This is a genomic window from Rufibacter roseolus (assembly GCF_017916365.1).
GTDB lineage: Bacteria > Bacteroidota > Bacteroidia > Cytophagales > Hymenobacteraceae > Nibribacter > Nibribacter roseolus.
Window position 1 is genome coordinate 662,058 of sequence record NZ_JAFMSU010000003.1, and the last position, 17,938, is coordinate 679,995.

Here is a 17,938-nt window from a genome sequence, read left to right on the forward strand (position 1 = left end):
TATGCAGGCAATCAACTGGCTTTTCAGGCAACTCTTTCTGGGCATTGTGTGGGTGTACCGCTACATGATCTCGCCGCTTACGCCGGGCAGTTGCCGCTTCACGCCCACCTGCTCGGCCTACGCGCACCAGGCCATTATGAAGTACGGTCCGTTTAAGGGCGGTTGGATGGCCTTAAAACGCATTGGCCGGTGCCAACCCTGGGGCGGCCACGGCTATGACCCGGTGCCGTAGCTAAACCCAATACTCCCTGAATACTTCTTCAAACTACTTAATGCTAAATACTTGCCCCATGCAATGCCTTTCCTTCTGTCGTTCCACAGCATTAAACAGGTTGCTACATGGCTGAAGTAAAAGCAATAACAAACCTCAACAGACTTTATCTGCTGTGGCCGTACTTGTGGTTGGCAGTGATCACGCTGGTCATTTTCCCCTACCTGACGGGCTTGGTTGTAACCCTCTTAAACAAACCCGATGCGTTTGCCGGAAAACCAACTTTTGATTTCACCTATTTTGAAATAGTACGGGGCACCACGTTGTTTTACGGTACCTGGAGCTTTCTTCTTTTCGTGCAGGTGCCCTACAGTCTCTTTTGTACCACCAGGCGGTTCAAGAGGAAAAGCATCTTGGTGAAGTTCGCGTTGTTTTATGCACTCCTGGTGTTGATGGGCTTACTGGTACCCGATGGTTCCGTCATTGATTTCTTTATGGACGATAAGTACCCCAAAGCCTGGTTCTTGTACTTTGCCCTTGCAATTGTTCTTTGCCCGCTGGTAAATTTTGCCTTGGCTGGAATAGCAAAGAATTCGGCTCCTTTTCAAAAAGATTAACAGTTCACCAGCCACGTATCAATTTGCGCCACCTACACGTTAAGAAGACTTAAGCTCACGCGCATGCCCTTCACCTTCTCTCATCCGGCCATTGTCTTACCATTCATAGGGTTAAAGCACCGATGGCGATCCGCAACGGGGCTTATTGTGGGCAGCATGGCCCCAGACTTTGAGAAGTTCATCCGGATGAGTTTGCATGACCCGCACAGCCACACCTGGCAGGGCATCTTCTACTTCAACCTGCCCATGGGGCTGCTGCTTTGCTTTGTCTTCCATCTTATTGTGCGTGATGCCCTCATTGACCACCTGCCTTATTTCCTGCGGCAGCGCTTTAACCGGTACAAGCGGTTCAACTGGAAAACCTATTTCAAAAGCCATTACCTCATTGTGTTGCTGTCATTGCTGGTGGGCATTGTCTCGCACCTGGCCTGGGATTCTTTTACCCACAGCACCGGGTTGGGCGTAAGGCTGTTTCCCTTTCTGTTGAGCGAGGTATTGCCCGAGCCTTTCACCAGGTCCTGGTACGCGTTCCTGCAGCAGACCTTGTCGGTGATAGGGGGCTTTATCATGGTCATCTTCATCTACCTGCTCCCCAAAGAGAACCGGCTCCTGGAGAAAAAACCGCTGCTGGGCTTCTGGTTTATGTCTGGGGTGATTGTGTGCGTGGTGGTGGCGCTCTGGATCATGGCCGGCGGAAAACTGAACCGGTACTACATTATGGTGGCGGCGCTCTCCGCGGGTTTGCTAAGCTTGATTATTCTGCCTTTCTTGATCAGAATAAGAGAACACCTACTTTCTAAATCATGAACGAATTTTTGCAGGCTGCCTTAGACGAGGCGAAAAGAGGATACGCGGAAGGTGGCATTCCCATCGGATCAGTACTCGTACACAACGGCAAGATCATCGGGCGGGGCCATAACAAACGGGTGCAGGACGGCAGCGCCATTCTGCACGGCGAGATGGATGCCCTGGAGAACGCCGGCCGTCAGCCCGCCTCAGTGTACCGCGAGTGCACCATCTACACCACGCTATCGCCGTGCTCCATGTGCTCAGGCACCATTCTGCTGTATGGCATACCCCGAGTAGTGGTGGGTGAGAACAAAAGCTTTATGGGCGAGGAGGAACTACTGCGCTCCCGCGGCGTGGAAGTGACCGTGGAAGACAACCAGGAGTGCTACGAGCTCATGCAACGGTTCATTCAGGAGAAACCAACGGTCTGGAACGAAGACATTGGGGTGTAAACCACCTCACTTCATTTTGGCCTGTTTTTCATATTTCCGGCCTAAAACAACTTTTCAGCTTATCAATTGGGCAGCCCGTTTTCGGTGGGCTGCCTTTTCTCTAAAAGTTAATTACCCACATGGCTTCCGCCTTTGCCCATGCCTTGATGGCTTTCACCCTGGGAAGACGATCCCAGAAAGAAAACAAGCGCAAACTGCTATTTTTAGGCATCTTCTGCACCATCCTCCCCGATGCCGATGTGGTGATGTTCAAGTTCGGGGTTCCGTATGAGCACTTTCTGGGCCATCGGGGATTTTCCCATTCGCTGGTATTTGCGCTGCTGCTGGGCATGCTGGTGAAGCTTGCTTTCTACCGCAACGTGCCCCTAACCAGCAGCCGGGGCCTGAAACTGATTGCGTTCTTCTTTCTGTGCACGGCCTCCCATATCTTGCTGGATGCTTTGACCAACGGGGGCCTAGGTGTGGGCGTCTTCTCCCCTTTTGATAACGGGCGCTATTTTCTGCCTTGGCGGCCTATTCAGGTGTCACCCATCGGGGCGGGGCGGTTCTTCAGCGAGAAAGGCTTGGCCGTGATCAAGAGCGAACTGGTGTGGGTGGGTTTGCCGTGCCTGCTATACTTTTTGATTTCAGGCCTTTTCAGGAAAATAGGGCGAAAAACGACTTCGGCTTAGCTTACCGATGGTGGAAAAGAAGATGCTTGACGCTATTTGAAAAACCATTTTTAAAGGAATTCGGTCCAGAAGAACAGAAGTGAAATTCTTCTGGCTTCACATGCGTTATGGAGAAAACTGCCTTTAAACAGAGAATCCACCGTTTGGGCGTTTGCCGTACATACAGACGCCAGATGAATCAGGCTTAGTTTATCAGAAAGAGTCTATTCTTCCTATTTTATCCTTATGAAACGCATCGTATTGCTATATTCCGTTTTGCTTCTGGCGCTGCTCAGTTGCCAGCGGGCCGCTCCTAAAGTAAGCCAGGAAAGTCAAGTTCCGCCCATGGTAACCACCCAGCAAAAGGCTGGCGACCCGCAGCACGCCAAGAACCCGTACTATTCCCGCACCGATACCACCAAACTGCACGTCTCAGACGCCGAATGGAAAAAGGTGCTCCCCAATGAGGTGTACCACGTCTCCCGGAAGAAGGGCACCGAGATGGCTTTCAGCGGCAAGCTCTGGAATTTCACGGGCCGCGGCACTTACTACTGCGCGGCCTGCGGAAACAAACTCTTCAAGTCAGATGCCAAGTTTGCGAGCGATTGCGGCTGGCCCAGTTTCTTTGAGACCATAAGAAAGAACGCCGTTATTTACCAGGAAGACCACACCTACGGCATGGAACGCATTGAGGTGCTCTGCGGCCGTTGCGACGGGCACCTGGGTCATCTTTTCGATGATGGCCCCGCACCTACCGGCAAGCGCTACTGCATGAACTCCATCGCGCTGGACTTTGAACCGGCCGCCGGTTTGCAGGTAAACTAACCCTTCTAAACCCTTCTGGAAACTCCGCAGTCTGCCCGGCTGCGGAGTTTCTGTTTTCAGCCTGTTTTGGGAAAATCGGCTTGAAAACAGATAGCCTAAATAGGATTTTCATAAACCCCCTTGGCTTGTGCTCCGTTAAATAAATTTCCGGCCGGGCCGGAAAACACATGCACCAACCCTACAACACGACCACATGAAACGAAACCCCCATCTTTATCTGTGGCCAATTCTGGCACTACCCATCGCCTTTGTTTTCAGCAGTTACTACCCTGCCAAGGCCCCTGAGAATACGTCTGTGAAGGTCGCAGGAACCAGCACCCTCACCCATCTGGCCAAGTTGCCCGGCGCTGTGGTGGAAAGCTCCGGGCTGGAACTCGCCGATAAGCCTAATACCTACTGGACCCACAACGATGCCGGCAACGCGCCCATTCTCTACAAGATCAATGAGCAAGGCAAACTGCTGCAGGAAGTGACCATCCAGGGTGCCACCAACACCGATTGGGAAGACCTGGCCGAGGATAACCAGGGCAACCTCTACATAGGTGACATGGGCAACAACAGCAACAAACGCAAAGACCTGTGCATCTACAAAGTATCGTTGAAGAATGGGTTTAAGGCGCAGCAGATCAAGTTCACCTATGAAGACCTACCGGCCGGGAAAATAGCCAAGGAAAACCGCAACTTTGACTGTGAGGCGTTCTTCTGGCAAAACGGCAAACTGTACCTAATCTCCAAAGACCGTGGTGCGGAGCGCACCGCCAAACTGTATGTCCTCCCTGATGACGGTGGCACCCATACCGCCCGCCTGCTGAGCAAGAAAGAACTGAATGGCCTGGTCACCTCTGCTGACCTCAGCCCCGACGGGCGTCACCTGGCAGTACTGACTTATGGAAAATTGTACCTATACCCGGTAGCCAAAGGCTCTACCCAGTTCTTCTCCCAGGCACCCAAAGTCCTGGATTTGCCCGCCATTGGTCAGGCCGAGGCCGTTCTTTTCAAAGATAACCAGCACCTGGTCATCACCAACGAGGAAGGAAACCTCTACAGATACGCCTTGTAACGAATTGCCCACTCAAGGATAGAAAACCCATAAAAACGCCGGGGCCTCGCAAGTGTACTTGCGAGGCCCCGGCGTTTAAAGCCTATTATAAAGAAAAGAAGCTTAAAACCGCTAAACTTTCACCGGTCGGCTGGGTTGGCGCGGCTGTTTCATGGCGTAGAACAGTACCACAATGCCCACCAGCACCAGCGGGATGCTCAGCCACTGGCCCATGTTCAATGGCAGGGCGTTTTCAAACTCCTCCTGATTTTCTTTCAGGAACTCCACCAGGAAACGGAATGAGAAAAGCAAGGTCACAAACAACCCGAATAAAAGTCCGCGTACCTGGCCCGCTCCTCTTTTCCATAGCGTATATAGCAGTATAAACAGGAAAATACAGAAAAGGCTCTCGTACAGCTGCGTAGGATGGCGCGGGTCTACGTAGGCCGGCACTCCGTTGAACAGTTCGTTGTTGCGCACAAACTTGAATGCCCAGGCCACATCGCTGGGCCGCCCGATGATCTCTGAGTTCATGAGGTTCCCCAGCCTGATGCAGGCGCCGCCCAGCGCGGTCACAATCACAATGCGGTCCAGAACCCACAGGTAATCGAACTTATATTTGCGGCAGAACAGATACAGTGACAGCAGAATACCAATGGTACCGCCGTGGCTGGCCAGACCGCCTTCCCAGATTTTAAAAATTTCCAGGGGGTTAGACAGGTAATACACCGGATCATAGAAAAGGCAATGCCCCAGGCGCGCACCAATCACGGTCCCAATGATCATGTACATGGTCAGGATGTCCACGTCTTCATCGGTGCGGCCGTCTTTGCGGTAGATGTATTTCTCAATAGGCTGCGTGAGCACAAAAGCCATCGCGAAGAGCAAACCATACCAGCGTACCGTCACCGGCCCAAGGGAAAAAATATCGGGGGAAACGTCCCAGGTGATAAAATTCAGCATGTAAAACAGGTTAGAGGGGCTAAAATTACAATTTAATCTAGGAGTGGCAAGAATCACTTCTGCTTCTGAGGAAACACTTTACCCGAAAATGATGTTACTTTGTGGGCGCAAACCATAAAGTGTAACGTTTGCGCACCACCTATATTGGCGGAAAAGCAGAAGCCAGACTGCCTGTGTGAATTACTATACCATTTATGTCAACTGTAACTACTGATATCTGTATTATTGGCGCCGGGCCGGTTGGGCTTTTTGCCGTGTTTGAAGCAGGTCTTCTTAAAATGAAATGCCACGTGGTAGACGCCTTGCCTCAGGTGGGCGGCCAGCTTTCAGAGATCTACCCCAAGAAACCCATCTATGACATCCCGGGCTTCCCGTCCATCCTAGCCGGCGACCTGATCAAGAACCAGATGGAGCAGATCGCTCCTTTCCACCCTACCTTCACCCTGGGCGAGCGCGTAGAGGACCTGGAGAAACTGGAAGATGGTTCTTTCAGACTGGTGACAAACGAAGGAACTGAGATCCATTGCAAGGTGGTGGTGATTGCCGGCGGCCTGGGTTCTTTTGAGCCCCGCAAACCAGCCATTGACAACCTGGCCAACTTTGAAGGCGGCAAAGGCGTGAACTACATGATCCTGGACCCAGAGCACTACCGTGACAAGCGTGTGGTACTGGCCGGCGGTGGTGACTCTGCCCTGGACTGGGCCATTTACCTGGCCGATGTTGCCAAAGAACTTACCCTGGTACACCGGGGTACCACCTTCAGAGGCGCCCCGGAATCTGCCGAGAAAGTGGCCAGCCTGGCCGAGGAAGGCCACATGCGCCTGCTCCTGAAATCTAACGTAACCGAGGTACACGGCAACGGCCAACTCAAAGCAGTTACCCTGGCCCCCGATGGAGCCGAGCCGTACCAGATTGAAACGGATTACTTTATCCCGCTCTTCGGGTTGGTGCCTAAGTTGGGGCCGCTGGAGAACTGGGGTCTGGAACTGGAGAAATCAGCCATTGTGGTGAACACCGTGGATTACAGCACCAACATACCTGGCATCTATGCCATCGGGGATATCAACACGTACCCGGGCAAGCTGAAGCTGATTCTGTGCGGTTACCATGAGGCCGCCCTTATGGCCCAGAGCGCTTACTCCCACATTTACCCAGACAAGAAATTCGTTTTGAAATACACTACCGTAAACGGAGTGCCAACCCTGTAACAACATGCAAGAAGACATCACCGTTTATGTAGAGAACCAAGCCGGCGAGCGCGTGGCCGTTCCCGTACCCACAGACATGGGCCTGAGCCTGATGGAAGCCTTGAAAGCGAACGAGTTCGATATCCTGGCTACCTGCGGCGGCATGGCCCTGTGTGCTACCTGCCACGTGGAACTCCTGGAGGCCCCGGCCCTGCCTGAGCCCTCAGACGATGAACTCTACATGCTAGAGAACCTGCCCAACCTGCGCGATGGCAGCCGCCTCTCTTGCCAGATAAGGGTTACCCCTGAGTTAGACGGAATGGTCCTGCGGGTGATGTCTGATCACTAAGAAGTACACTCCTTTTACTGAAGCCCCGGCCGATGCATCTCCTGCATTTGTCGGGGCTTCTCTGTTTTAGGGCTATTCTGCGAAAAATGGATCAAAACCAAACGATTACTAATAACTTACTTGTCTCTAAATAGGAATTTTCTTTTTCAACGCTTAGCTTTTTATGGCTTCGACACAAATTTTTAATTATTTCCTCTAACCTACTTTGCATAATATTTCACCCAAAGTTGTACCTTGAGGAAAATTAAGAAAAGTAGATATATAAAATATTTTATACTAAAAAACTTCACAATGCCACTTACTGCTTTTGAAGAAGCGCAAAGAATCTGGAAACAAATCTCAAAAGAAGCTACCGTTCCCGAGCTAAGATTTGACCTGAAAGTGCGTAGAAAGCTCTTGAACATCTTTCAGGTAGGAGATTACTATCACTACATTTTCAACTGCCACGAAGCCAAGGTAGACTTTGTGCACGACAATGTATTGTCTGTTTTGGGCTATGCCCCTGAGGAGGTTACGGTCCCATTCATCCTTGACAAAATTCACCCCGATGACCTGGTCTGGTTTCTAAATTATGAAGAGGCGGCCAAGGATTTCTTACTTAGTTTACCGCCAGACAGAAGCCTCAAGTACAAGATACGCTACGATTACCGGCTCAAGAAGGCCAACGGCGAGTACCTCCGCATTCTTCAGCAGGCCCTGCCTATCCAGGTAGATGCTTCTGGAGGGGTGTTGCGGACCTTGGGGGTGCACACAGACATCTCGCACCTGAAGAAAGAAGGCATACCCGTGCTTTCCTACATCGGGTTGCAGGGGGAGCCCTCTTACATCAACGTCCACGCCAAGAACATTTTCTCCCCAGACCGCGACCTGCTAAGCAAAAGGGAAAAAGAGATTCTGTCTCTGCTCATTGCCGGGTTCCCCAGTTCCCAGATCAGTGAGAAGTTGTACATCAGTCAGCACACCGTGAATACGCATCGCAAGAACATGCTGGCCAAAACCGGGGCTGCCAGTACCTCAGAACTAATTGCAAGGGCAGTGCGGGAAGGTTGGTTATAGGCTGGCGATGCCTTTCAGTTAATCTTGTTTTTCATCTCTTTTCCAGAAATCAGCCCAGTAACAAGGCCAGATGGTTATCCTTTGGGATTAACCTATCCGCGTCCTTTCCTTCTGGACTAAACACTGCCCGCAAACAACTAACCTTCTGACACTTATCCCTTAAAAGCCTTTGGTGAAAATGTTAAGGTTCTGTTAAAAACCTTCTTTTTGTTTTTGGGGCTGTAATAATCACCGGGGCGGGCATACTAATGCTTCAACTGAATAAATACTGATGCGCTGCGAACTGCCTTCAACCTTTATCTCTGGCACCGCAAATCATTAAGTACCTTTGTCAGCCGCAAAAGCAATTACCTTCTCTAAACTCTGTATGAAAAAACTTCTGCTCTTAACCTTGTTAAGCTGCGCCTCGTCTGCCCCGCTTTGGGCGCAGAACCCAGTCAATTCTCCCCGTCCACAGGCAGCGCCCGCTGGGGCTGCTGGAGCCATTACCCAAGTTGCCCAGGGAACCGGTAAAATCACCGGAACCATTGTAGATTCAATCTCCGGCAAGCCCGTAGAGTTTGCCACCATCGCGTTGATCAATGCAGCCAACGGCAAAACAGTAGACGGTACCGTCACCAATGAGAAAGGCCATTTCTCGCTGAACCGGGTAGCCAATGGCACCTATACCCTTAACATCAGCTTCATTGGCTACGAAACCAAGGAACTGAAGAACATCACCATCTCCGCTAATGACCAGGAAGCGAACCTGAACCGCGTACAACTAAGCGGCTCGCAGACCAGGCTGCAGGAGGTGACTGTAGTAGGCGAAAAGCCTTTGATTGAAGACAAAGTGGACCGCATGGTCTACAACGCCGAAAAAGACATCACTAATGCCGGGGGTACCGCTGCCGATGTGATGCAGAAGGTACCTTCCGTGTCTCTGGACCAGGACGGCAATATTCAGATGCGCGGTTCCTCTAACGTGCGGGTGCTTATCAACGGCAAACCTTCTACGGTAATGGCCGGTAGCGTAGCCGATGCCTTGAAGCAGATCCCTGCGGATGTGATCAAGACCGTGGAGATCATCACCAGCCCCTCAGCGAAGTATGACGCCGAAGGAACCGCTGGTATTGTGAACATCGTCACGAAGAAAAACAGCCTGCAGGGCGTAACCGGATCGGTGACATTGACCGGCGGTACCCGCGCCAGCAACGGCAACGGCAACATAGGCATCAAGCACGGGAAACTGGGCATTAACGTGAATGCGGGCGTGAACCGCTTCTACAGCAAAGGCGCCATGAACATCAACCAGATGAACCAAAGCCGGGATCAGAATACAGGTCAGGTATTTGAGAACAATGTGGCTCAGGTAGGTACCAGTACCGTAGACGGCATGTTCGGGTTTGGTCAGTTAGGCCTGGAGTACGACCTGGACGAGAAGAACAGTCTGGCAGCGGGCATAAGGGTGAATACCGGTTCCTTCAAGATGCGTTCCCATCAATCGGCCACGAACACCATGGCGGGGCAAAATGATGCCGGCACTAGCTTTGGCGAACCCACGCTGGTGGATGAATACAACCTGTCCATGAAGAACAACAACCAACGGTTGAGCATGGACCTGAACCTGGACTATACGCACCTCTTCAAAAAGCCGCAGCAGGAACTTACTTTATTGGCGCTCTACAGCCAAACCGACCAGGACAACAGCGTAAACCAGACCCGGTACGAGGTGGAAGGTCCTTTGCGCTCTACCCTGCTCAATGAAAACGAAGGACTGAACAAGGAACTTACCTTCCAGGCCGACTACGCGCACCCCATGCCTAAGAATACCCTGCTGGAAGTTGGGGCCAAAGGCATTCTGCGTGATGTTTCCAGTGAGTCTTTGTATAACGGCTCTGGCCAGAACAGCGGCTTCTCTTATGACCAGAACGTGATTGCTTCTTATCTGTCTTACGGCTTCAACCTGAACAAGAAAACCCAGGTGAAGTTTGGCGGACGCTATGAGTACACCGACGTGGCCGGGAATTTTGCGAACCCAGAGCAGGACTTCACCACGAACTACGACAACTTCATCCCGAACATCACCTTGGCCTATGACCTGAAGCCTAACATGAAGCTCCGGACCTCGTTCACCCAGCGTATCCAGCGGCCGCAGTTGTTCTTCCTGAACCCGTACCGCCAGCAACAGGGACCAAACGTGATCGTGTACGGTAACCCAAGACTGGACGCTGAGTTAACCGATTCTTATGAGGTAAACTACAGCACCTTCTTCAAAACCACTTCCATCAACGTATCGGCGTACATGCGCGTCACTGACAACGCCATTGAGTCTGTTTCTGATGTGGTGGATGAGATCACCTATGTGACCTTCAACAACATTGCCAAGAACAAGACTTACGGCACCAGTATCTCTGGCTCGACCAAGCCTATCCCGGCCTGGAACATCAACGGAAACCTAAACCTGTATTTTGTTGACTTGAACGCGCCTTTCGCCTCTAACTCGGGCTGGATGTACAACATCAACGTGAGCTCAGGCTATACCTTCGGGAAAGGAATCAGCGCGCAGTTCTCCGGTGGTTTCAACTCAGACAGGGTTCAACTGCAAGGTATCGCTTCCTCTTTCTCTTACCACAACCTGGCTATCCGGAAAGAGCTGTTTGAGAAAAAAGGTGCGCTGAGCTTAGGCATGGACAACCCGTTTAGGGAAGCATTAAGATTTGAGAATGAATTGTCTGGCAGAAGCATCACCTCTGGCCTGCCCTTCAGAACCGAGTCTCTGGTAACCCAGTACAACCGCGGCTTCAGATTAACCTTTGAATACCGCTTCGGGAAAATGCAGCAGCAAGGACCGCCTAAGCGCAAAAAATCTATCCGCAACGATGACGCCAAACAAGGCGACGGTGGCGGCGTGCAGAATTAAACTTTAGCCTCTGTGATAAAGGTAAAAAGGGCGATGGCTTCAAGGTCATCGCCCTTCTTTTTTGCCGTTCGTTTTAAGCCTGCTTCTGGAAAAAAAGCCCCTAACTAGAGAAAGCCTCTTGCTATTTTTTCAATATATACTTCTTGTATATACAATTTGCCTTATATACTTCAGGTTGAATAATCATACTGCCTTAAAGCCCGAAGAATGCCTAAACTTTTAACCTTTATAAAATATTACAATCAAATATTCAATTCAATATTTAATCAACAATCCTGAATAAGAGGCCTTCTTATTCAGGATTCCCCCGACATGAAACGACCCTCCATAACCCTGTCTTTTTTTGGTGTATTTCTTTTTCTATGCTCCTTTACTTTCCCTACGTGGGAGCCAGACGTTCTGGTAAAAAGAGAGAAAACAATCCTTTCGGGCACTGTCATCACTAGTGGAACAGATCAGCCTATTGCTTATGCCAGCATAGGAGTTTTAAACGGTTCAGAGGGCACAATCTCAGACGAGAAAGGGAATTTCAGTTTCTCCATTCCCACGGAAAAACTGGGAGAAATGGTCAGGATTTCCGCCATTGGGTATGAGGCCAAAGAGGTGAAAATCGCCAGCCTGTTGCGTGCCCGTACACCGGAAAACAAGCTCGTTATTAGCCTAAATGCAAAACCCGTTCAGCTTGCGGAAGTAGACGTTCATCTTAAGAAATGGAAGACGAGGAAGCTGGGCGGAGACGCTGGCCCGGTCACCATGGTGCATCACAACTTTGCCATCGCGCAGCGCCCGCTGCATGAAAACTTGGGGCATGAAATGGGCATCCTGATCAAAAACGGGCAGAAAACCGCCTTCCTGAACAAGCTTAACTTCTGCCTCACTATGAACAAATATGACCTGGTTAAATTCAGGGTGAACGTTTATTCCATAAAAGACAACCTGCCCTTCCAGAACCTGGCACCCAAAGACATTTACGTGACCATTGAAAACCAGAAAAGAGGCTGGATGACGGTTGACCTGGAGCCCTATGGAATATATGCAGAAGATGACTTTGTGGTTTCTTTAGAATGGATAGACTGCCTGCCTAAAAAAGAAGCGTTAGCCTTGACTATTTCGGGCGCCTTACCCGGTTTCCATACCACTTATCATAAAGATGCCAGCCAGGCGAAATGGGAGAAATTAACCCCTTTAGGAATGGGCATAAATGTGGAAGTTCAGCGTCAAAACTAATAACATTCTTGCATCTGTTTTAGCCTTCATTTAATAAAATCAGCCCTAAAACAAAGGCGCTGTAAATAGCCAATGCAACCATGTTTTTATTTGCTTGTCTTTGGAAAGTAATTTAAACCCTTGCCTGTAAAATAAGTCTAACCCGCAGTTATCTCTACAGGCAACTTCTTTACCATATCAGATTTTTATTTTACCGTTTTCAAATACCAGATTACCGAATTATCTATTATTTATTTTATCTATTAATCTATCGTTCAACCCTTTATCTATCTTTCCACCCTCTCTTCATGCGTCACCCTTTACTAATTGCCTGCCTTAGCCTGGCAACTGTGGCCTCTTTGCGGGCACAAAATTCCTCCCTTGTTCCCACCCCTTCCACAGCCGCCGCAGCAGGTGGAGGCGTGCAGAGGGTAGCCGGGAAGATAAGCGGCGTAGTCACTGATTCCACCACCACCAAGCCCGTGGAGTTTGCCACGGTTTCTTTAGTGAGCACCGCCACCGGCAAACCCGTTGACGGCACCGTAACCGATGACCGGGGCCGTTTCACTTTGTCCCGCGTGGCTTATGGCACCTACTCGGTTAGCGTGAGTTTTATTGGCTATGAAAGCTTTACCCGTACCGGGATAATTGTTTCAGACAAAGACCCCGAGGTAGTGATAGACCGCATTGTTTTGAAACCCATCCAGAACAAACTAAAGGAAGTGACCGTGGTAGGCGAGAAACCGCTGGTGGAAGATAAGGTTGACCGCATGGTCTACAACGCCGAGCAGGACATCACCAACATTGGCGGCAACGCCTCAGACGTGCTCAAGAAAGTGCCTTCGCTCACGGTGGATTTGGACGGCAACGTGCAACTGCGCGGCTCTTCTAACGTGCGGGTGCTCATCAACAACAAGCCCTCCAGCATCATGGCCAACAGCGTGGCCGATGCCTTGAAGCAGATTCCGTCAGACATGATTAAAACCGTGGAGGTCATCACCAGCCCCTCAGCCAAGTATGATGCGGAAGGTACGGCCGGTATCATCAACATCATCACTAAGAAGAACACGCTGTACGGCGTGAACGGAAGCGTGAGCACCTCGGTAGGTAACCGGAACTCCAGCGGAAACGGCAACGTGAACGTTCGGCGCGGCAAAGTGGGCTTCAACGCCAGTTTGGGCACCCACCAGCAGTACAACAACCAAAACGACAGCGAACTACACCGCTCCACCAAAAGCAAAGCCAACCTAGAGAAATTTGATACTTTCCTGGACCAGATGGGGGAATCTAAACGGCGCGGCGGCGGGGTGTTTGGGCAAATTGGTTTTGACGCCGACCTGGACTCTTCCAACAGCATCAACGCAGGCGTTAATATTTACCGGGGTAATTTCCACAATCAAGGTTACCAGAACTCTCTGACCAGAGACCCCGCTGGCCTTCAGCAGATTGAGAATGACCTGAGGGGCGCCAGCAAGAATGCCTCTATAGACGCAAACATTGGCTACACCCACATCTTCAAGCCGCAGCAGGAATTATCGGTGCTGGCCCAATGGAACAAGGGAAAGAACAACAGCTCTTCAGACCAGGACATTTTCCTGAACCAGAACTACACCTTGGACACGCTCCTGCGCAACACCAACGACGGTACCAACCGCGAGGTGACGTTCCAGGTAGATTACGTGCATCCATTCCGGAACAAAACCCAGTTGGAGGTGGGCACCAAAGGCATCCTGCGGCACGCCGAGAGTGACGCGATGTACCGCAGGCTCAGGTTGTCTACTGGCGCGGAGGAACTGCGGCCCAATGAGTTCTCCTATGACCAGGATGTGTACTCTACCTACGCTTCTTACGGCTTCAAACTGCTCAAAAACTACAACGTGAAATCAGGTGCTCGCTTTGAGTACACGGCCATTGACGGCAAGTACATCCAGCCCTACCAAGACCCATTTACCGACAACTACTACAATTTCATCCCCAACATCCTCATTTCCCGCAACTTCAAAAGCCAGACCGTGCGGGTGGGGTATACCCAGCGCATCCAGCGGCCGCAAATCTGGTATCTGAACCCATACGTGAATATCATAGACGCCAAGAACGTGTCGTTCGGGAACCCTGAGTTGGAGCCGGAGTTGTCGCATGCCTATGAGTTGGGTTATAGCAACTACTTCAAGACCAGCTCGGTGAACGTGTCTTTATACCTGCGCCAGACCAATAACGCCATTGAATCTATCCGGAGGATTGTGGGCGACGAAGGTGCTTTGCCCGTGCTGGATGGTACCTGGCAACAGCCCGGTGTCTCTTACAACACCTACCAGAACATCGGGAAGAACGCTACCTATGGCCTGAGTTTTTCGGGGAACACCAAACCCATGCCTAAGTGGACCATCGGGGGCTCTTTCAACCTGAACTACATTACCCTCAAGAGTACGCTCCAAAGCAACTCGGCCATGCAGTACAGCACCAGCCTCAACTCCAGCTATGATTTCGGGAAAGACCTGGCGGTGCAGTTCTTCGGGAATTACAGCTCGCCAAGGCCTACGATACAGGGCAAATTCTCGGGCTACTACTACTCTAGCTTCAGCATCCGGAAACAGCTTTGGGACAAGAAAGGCAGTCTGAGCCTGGGCGTGGACAATCCGTTTTCCAAGACCATCCGGTTTACTTCTGATTTGCGGAGCACTACGTTTGAGCAGCACAGCCTTAACCAGAATTACAGCCGCAACGTGCGGGTGAGTTTCTCATACCGTTTCGGGAAAATGGAGATGAACCAGAAGCCGCGCCGCAGCAAGTCCATCCGCAACGATGACGCCAAAGGCGGAGAGGGCAATTAAAGGACCTTTATTCAGCTTAGCAGAAGCATCCTTTACGGGGTGCTTCTTTTTTTGCCTTTTCAGTTTCTGAAATCTGCTGTCCTCGCCTGAGTTCTCTCCTGCCCACTTTTGCCCCGACACAGAACCGCCGCTTTCAGCCTGTTTTCTGGGAAATAGCACAGAAACAAAAAAAGTTTGCAACCTCAGGCAACCGCTTGGGCAGGTCTCACATCTAATAGACAGTTGCGCGCATCAACTGCTTACCAAATCCCACTACAGATGCCATTTTCCTCACGGCGCGGCTACCAGGCGGTAGCGGCGGATGGAAGAAGTGCGTCCCTGTGAACCTGATGTAATACACCCTAAACCTGCAAAAGAAATCCCGATGCGTCTCTCTCTCCTTGCTTCTCTGTTCTTCCTTTTTCTAACCATAGCCTCTCCCCTGCGGGCCCAGGTCCAAACCGGTAAAATCTCAGGCCAGGTGCTGGACTCCGTTTCCACCAAGCCCGTAGCGTTTGCCACCGTTACGCTTACCAGCACCTCCACCGGCAAACCCGTAGATGGCACCATCACCGATGAAAAAGGCAGTTTCAGCTTCACCAAAGTGACGTACGGTACCTACGCCCTTTCCGTGAGTTACATGGGCTACGCTACCAGTTCTTTGCCTTCTTTCACCATTTCAGGCGATAAACAGGAAGTCACCTTTCCCAGCATCAGCCTGCGGTCAAATGCCACCAAATTGCAGGAAGTGACCGTGGTAGGCCAGAAAGCCCTCATTGAAGACAAAGGAGACCGATTGGTGTACAACGCCGAGCAGGACATCAGCAACCAGGGAACCACCGCCTCAGAGGTGCTGCGGAAAGTGCCCTCGGTAACGGTAGACGGAGACGGCAACGTGCAACTGCGCGGCAGCGCCAATTTCAAGGTGCTCATGGACGGCAAACCCTCCAGCATCCTGGCCAACAACTTAGCCGATGCCCTCAAACAGATTCCGGCGGATATCATCAAGAGCATTGAGGTCATCACCAGCCCATCGGCGAAGTATGATGCTGAGGGTACGGCGGGCATCATCAACATCATCACCAAAAAGAACAGCCTGCAGGGCGTGAACGGCAAGGCCAGCCTTTCTCTGGGCAGCCGGTACCGGAACGTGAATGGCAGCCTGAACATCAAGAAGGGCAAATTTGGGCTGAGCACCAGCCTGAGCGGCTATGATAACAACCAACGCAGAATGAACGTGGTTAACCGCACCAGCGAAGGTCAGTCTACCCTGCAGCAGGAAAGCCGCAATCTTTCTCTGAACCACGGGTTCTACGCCAAAGCGGAACTCACCTTCGACCCGGATACCTTGAACGCCTTTAACCTGGGTGTCTCTACCCGCCGCAACTATTTCTCGGGCTCCGGCTTCCAGACCACCCTGAACCGGGGCGCGGGTTCTGAGCAACTTCCGGTGGCGTACTCAGACCTGAGAAATCCCTGGAACGGCGGTGGCTACGATGTGAACTTCGGGTACACCCGCACCTTTAAGCCCAAGCAGGAACTGACTTTCCTGGCCCAGTTGAACCACAACGAGTCAAATGACCTTTACAATAACCTGCTCTACTCCCCCGAGGCGCCCTTGGTACAGCGCCAGGTAAACGACAACACCTCGCCCAGCGAGGAGAAAACCCTGCAGGTGGATTACACCCAAACCTACAAGAACGGCGGCAAACTGGAACTGGGTGCCAAAGCCATCTTCCGGGATGCACATAGCCGCACCACCTACGCCTACACGTTCCCCACCCAGACAGATTCTACGGTCATCAACAACTTTGACTATGACCAAAATGTAAAGGCGGCCTACGCTACCTATGCTTTCCAGCTGAAGAAATTCGAGGTGAACCTGGGTACCCGCTATGAGCACACAAGCATCAATGGCGTGTTCCTGAACTCCCAATGGAACGATGCCGCCAAAGAAACCCAACTGGTAAGAAGCGCTTTCAAAGATGCCTACCAGAACGTGATTCCCAGCCTGAGCATTTCGCGCACCATTGACACCATCCATACCGTACGGGTAAGCTACACCCAGCGCATCCAGCGGCCTCAGATTTATTCCCTGAACCCTTTCCTGCAGCTGGAGGACTTCAACTTCGGGTACCGCGGCAACCCCACCCTGGATGCCGAGTTGACCCACGCCTATGAGGTGAGCTACAATACCTATTTCAAGACTACCTCCATCAATGCCTCACTGTTTCTGCGTCAAACAGACAACTCCATCCAGCAGGTATTGGCGCCCGAGCAACTGGTGGTGAACAACCAACTGCGCGAGGTCCTGCTGATTACCCACGATAACATCGGGAAGAACAAGGTGTACGGTCTCAGCCTATCTGGTGCCACCAAGCCAATGCCCGCTTGGACCATTAGCCCGAGCCTGAACCTGAATTATGTGATGATGGAAGACAATAGCCAGAAAAGAGAGGGGCTGCAGTACAACCTGAACCTGAACACCAGCTATGAGTTTGGCAAAGGCCTGACTGCCCAAGCCAACGCCGGCTACAACTCCAGGAGCAAAATGTTGCAGGTGAATATCGGGGAGAACTATTATACCGGTTTCTCTTTGCGCAAGAAAGTGATGAAAGATAAAGGCTCCATCAGTTTCGGGGTGAACAACCCGTTCAGCAGCACCATCAACTTCAAGTACACCGTGGTGACCCCTAGCTACGAGCAGGCCGTCCAGAACATCAACTACAACCGCACCTTCAGAATCGGTTTTGACTGGACTTTCGGGAAGATGCAGGCCAGCCAGAAGCAGAAGAAAACTATTGAGAACGATGATGCCCTGAGCGGCGGTAAATAAGAAGGTTAACCCCGCTGATTTAACGCTTTTTTCTGAAAACAGGCTT

Annotated in this window: 15 protein-coding genes; 14 read left to right on the forward strand and 1 reads right to left on the reverse strand. The window is 51.3% G+C overall.

Going from position 1 to position 17,938, the window contains the following annotated elements; genetic code table 11:
* Position 1 precedes the first annotated feature (1 nt).
* From yidD to J3P35_RS18625, 7 genes are all read left to right on the forward strand, one after another.
* On the forward strand, positions 2-232 hold the full coding sequence (gene yidD, locus J3P35_RS18595; protein ID WP_210466260.1) for a membrane protein insertion efficiency factor YidD: 231 nt from the start codon (positions 2-4) through the stop codon (positions 230-232).
* A 107-nt stretch (positions 233-339) separates the two neighbouring features.
* Positions 340-828 carry a hypothetical protein gene (locus tag J3P35_RS18600; RefSeq protein ID WP_210466261.1) on the forward strand — a complete coding sequence of 163 codons (489 nt, stop codon included), beginning with the start codon at positions 340-342 and terminating at the stop codon, positions 826-828.
* Positions 829-891: 63 nt separating this feature from the next.
* Positions 892-1,635 carry a DUF4184 family protein gene (locus tag J3P35_RS18605; RefSeq protein ID WP_210466262.1) on the forward strand — a complete coding sequence of 248 codons (744 nt, stop codon included), beginning with the start codon at positions 892-894 and terminating at the stop codon, positions 1,633-1,635.
* Positions 1,632-2,069 (forward strand): nucleoside deaminase, encoded by a 438-nt coding sequence (locus J3P35_RS18610; protein ID WP_210466263.1) that lies wholly within the window; start codon positions 1,632-1,634, stop codon positions 2,067-2,069. Before J3P35_RS18605 ends, J3P35_RS18610 begins: the two co-directional genes overlap by 4 nt.
* Positions 2,070-2,188: 119 nt before the next feature.
* Positions 2,189-2,740 carry a metal-dependent hydrolase gene (locus tag J3P35_RS18615; protein ID WP_210466264.1) on the forward strand — a complete coding sequence of 184 codons (552 nt, stop codon included), beginning with the start codon at positions 2,189-2,191 and terminating at the stop codon, positions 2,738-2,740.
* A 225-nt stretch (positions 2,741-2,965) separates the two neighbouring features.
* Positions 2,966-3,544 (forward strand): peptide-methionine (R)-S-oxide reductase MsrB, encoded by a 579-nt coding sequence (gene msrB, locus J3P35_RS18620; protein WP_246850358.1) that lies wholly within the window; start codon positions 2,966-2,968, stop codon positions 3,542-3,544.
* Between the two features lie 193 nt (positions 3,545-3,737).
* Positions 3,738-4,604, forward strand: coding sequence for a hypothetical protein (locus J3P35_RS18625; protein ID WP_210466265.1), 867 nt, complete (start codon positions 3,738-3,740; stop codon positions 4,602-4,604).
* 111 nt (positions 4,605-4,715) lie between these two features.
* Here J3P35_RS18625 and lgt read toward each other — a convergent pair whose 3' ends face one another.
* Positions 4,716-5,546 carry a prolipoprotein diacylglyceryl transferase gene (gene lgt / locus J3P35_RS18630; RefSeq protein ID WP_210466266.1) on the reverse strand — a complete coding sequence of 277 codons (831 nt, stop codon included), beginning with the start codon at positions 5,544-5,546 and terminating at the stop codon, positions 4,716-4,718.
* Between the two features lie 194 nt (positions 5,547-5,740).
* Here lgt and J3P35_RS18635 point away from each other — a divergent pair, with 194 nt between their 5' ends.
* The 7 genes from J3P35_RS18635 to J3P35_RS18665 all read left to right on the forward strand — a co-directional run bounded on the left by J3P35_RS18635 (position 5,741) and on the right by J3P35_RS18665 (position 17,892).
* Entirely contained in the window at positions 5,741-6,754 is a 1,014-nt protein-coding gene (locus J3P35_RS18635) for an NAD(P)/FAD-dependent oxidoreductase (RefSeq protein ID WP_210466267.1), read from the forward strand.
* Positions 6,755-6,758: 4 nt separating this feature from the next.
* Complete coding sequence (locus J3P35_RS18640; protein ID WP_210466268.1) at positions 6,759-7,082, forward strand: 2Fe-2S iron-sulfur cluster-binding protein; 324 nt, start codon at positions 6,759-6,761, stop codon at positions 7,080-7,082.
* 291 nt (positions 7,083-7,373) lie between these two features.
* On the forward strand, positions 7,374-8,138 hold the full coding sequence (locus J3P35_RS18645) for a LuxR C-terminal-related transcriptional regulator (protein ID WP_210466269.1): 765 nt from the start codon (positions 7,374-7,376) through the stop codon (positions 8,136-8,138).
* 367 nt (positions 8,139-8,505) lie between these two features.
* The gene (locus tag J3P35_RS18650; RefSeq protein ID WP_210466270.1) at positions 8,506-11,040 is read left to right on the forward strand and encodes a TonB-dependent receptor domain-containing protein; all 2,535 of its coding nucleotides are present in this window, start codon (positions 8,506-8,508) and stop codon (positions 11,038-11,040) included.
* A gap of 312 nt (positions 11,041-11,352) precedes the next feature.
* A complete protein-coding gene (locus J3P35_RS18655) occupies positions 11,353-12,267 on the forward strand; it encodes a carboxypeptidase-like regulatory domain-containing protein (protein ID WP_210466271.1) in 915 nt (304 codons plus the stop codon).
* Positions 12,268-12,554: 287 nt separating this feature from the next.
* A complete protein-coding gene (locus tag J3P35_RS18660) occupies positions 12,555-15,077 on the forward strand; it encodes a TonB-dependent receptor domain-containing protein (protein ID WP_210466272.1) in 2,523 nt (840 codons plus the stop codon).
* A 364-nt stretch (positions 15,078-15,441) separates the two neighbouring features.
* The gene (locus tag J3P35_RS18665; RefSeq protein WP_210466273.1) at positions 15,442-17,892 is read left to right on the forward strand and encodes a TonB-dependent receptor domain-containing protein; all 2,451 of its coding nucleotides are present in this window, start codon (positions 15,442-15,444) and stop codon (positions 17,890-17,892) included.
* The last annotated feature ends 46 nt before the right edge of the window (positions 17,893-17,938 follow it).

Coding starts and splice junctions, on each gene's coding strand:
- msrB (WP_246850358.1), top strand. CDS start 2,966: ATGAAACGCATCGTATTGCTATATTCCGTTTTGCTTCTGGCGCTGCTC.
- J3P35_RS18625 (WP_210466265.1), top strand. CDS start 3,738: ATGAAACGAAACCCCCATCTTTATCTGTGGCCAATTCTGGCACTACCC.
- J3P35_RS18605 (WP_210466262.1), top strand. CDS start 892: ATGCCCTTCACCTTCTCTCATCCGGCCATTGTCTTACCATTCATAGGG.
- J3P35_RS18600 (WP_210466261.1), top strand. CDS start 340: ATGGCTGAAGTAAAAGCAATAACAAACCTCAACAGACTTTATCTGCTG.
- yidD (WP_210466260.1), top strand. CDS start 2: ATGCAGGCAATCAACTGGCTTTTCAGGCAACTCTTTCTGGGCATTGTG.
- J3P35_RS18650 (WP_210466270.1), top strand. CDS start 8,506: ATGAAAAAACTTCTGCTCTTAACCTTGTTAAGCTGCGCCTCGTCTGCC.
- J3P35_RS18615 (WP_210466264.1), top strand. CDS start 2,189: ATGGCTTCCGCCTTTGCCCATGCCTTGATGGCTTTCACCCTGGGAAGA.
- J3P35_RS18665 (WP_210466273.1), top strand. CDS start 15,442: ATGCGTCTCTCTCTCCTTGCTTCTCTGTTCTTCCTTTTTCTAACCATA.
- J3P35_RS18610 (WP_210466263.1), top strand. CDS start 1,632: ATGAACGAATTTTTGCAGGCTGCCTTAGACGAGGCGAAAAGAGGATAC.
- J3P35_RS18655 (WP_210466271.1), top strand. CDS start 11,353: ATGAAACGACCCTCCATAACCCTGTCTTTTTTTGGTGTATTTCTTTTT.
- J3P35_RS18645 (WP_210466269.1), top strand. CDS start 7,374: ATGCCACTTACTGCTTTTGAAGAAGCGCAAAGAATCTGGAAACAAATC.
- J3P35_RS18640 (WP_210466268.1), top strand. CDS start 6,759: ATGCAAGAAGACATCACCGTTTATGTAGAGAACCAAGCCGGCGAGCGC.
- J3P35_RS18635 (WP_210466267.1), top strand. CDS start 5,741: ATGTCAACTGTAACTACTGATATCTGTATTATTGGCGCCGGGCCGGTT.
- lgt (WP_210466266.1), bottom strand. CDS start 5,546: ATGCTGAATTTTATCACCTGGGACGTTTCCCCCGATATTTTTTCCCTT.
- J3P35_RS18660 (WP_210466272.1), top strand. CDS start 12,555: ATGCGTCACCCTTTACTAATTGCCTGCCTTAGCCTGGCAACTGTGGCC.